The organism is Collinsella sp. OM08-14AT (assembly GCF_003438115.1).
Lineage (GTDB): Bacteria > Actinomycetota > Coriobacteriia > Coriobacteriales > Coriobacteriaceae > Collinsella.
Window position 1 is genome coordinate 1 of record NZ_QSTE01000041.1, and the last position, 556, is coordinate 556.

Below are 556 nucleotides of genomic sequence, written 5' to 3' on the forward strand. Positions count from 1 at the left end.
ACTTGGAATGGGGAGGCCTCGCGGCCTCCCCCTTTTTTGCGATATACAACCCGACATTTACACTATCTGTTTTAGGTGTGTTCGGATTGGCTTTAGTCGAGGGCATCGTTGTCGTCCGCGGTGAGGTAGATCCGATCTTTTTGCTTATGTCGCTTTCTGGTGGCGCTCAGTCGACTCTAGGGTTCTGTCGCCACGTATATCCGGACGGTTCTTTTGCTCCTTATTTCCAGTAAATCAGTTAAGGGGTATTGTTTCAATCAAATACACTCCGCCAGCGGGGGCTCTATCTAATTAGTGATAGAGCCCCCGCTGGCGTTTTATAGGTTTGTTAACGTTGTCCTTCTATTTATGACGAGCTAACTAGCAGAGACCGACGAGGGTATAAAGATGCTATGTCTACAGTGGACAGCAAGATTCCCGAGGTCATACGGTCTGTCCATGGTTTATGACCAAATGTGTGACTCTGAGCAACTCGGAGCCAGCTAATTCATTTGTGAACAAAATATGGAGTGCGCGATTCCCGCCCCCGGCGCCCCTCCGGTCTGGCAATATATCT

General features: G+C 49.1%; 1 protein-coding gene. It reads left to right on the forward strand.

The window, feature by feature from the left end:
- Nucleotides 1-233 (forward strand): hypothetical protein (locus DXC18_RS10760; RefSeq protein ID WP_233509072.1); only part of this gene is annotated, 233 nt, incomplete at its 5' end.
- Between the last annotated feature and the right edge of the window lie 323 nt (nucleotides 234-556).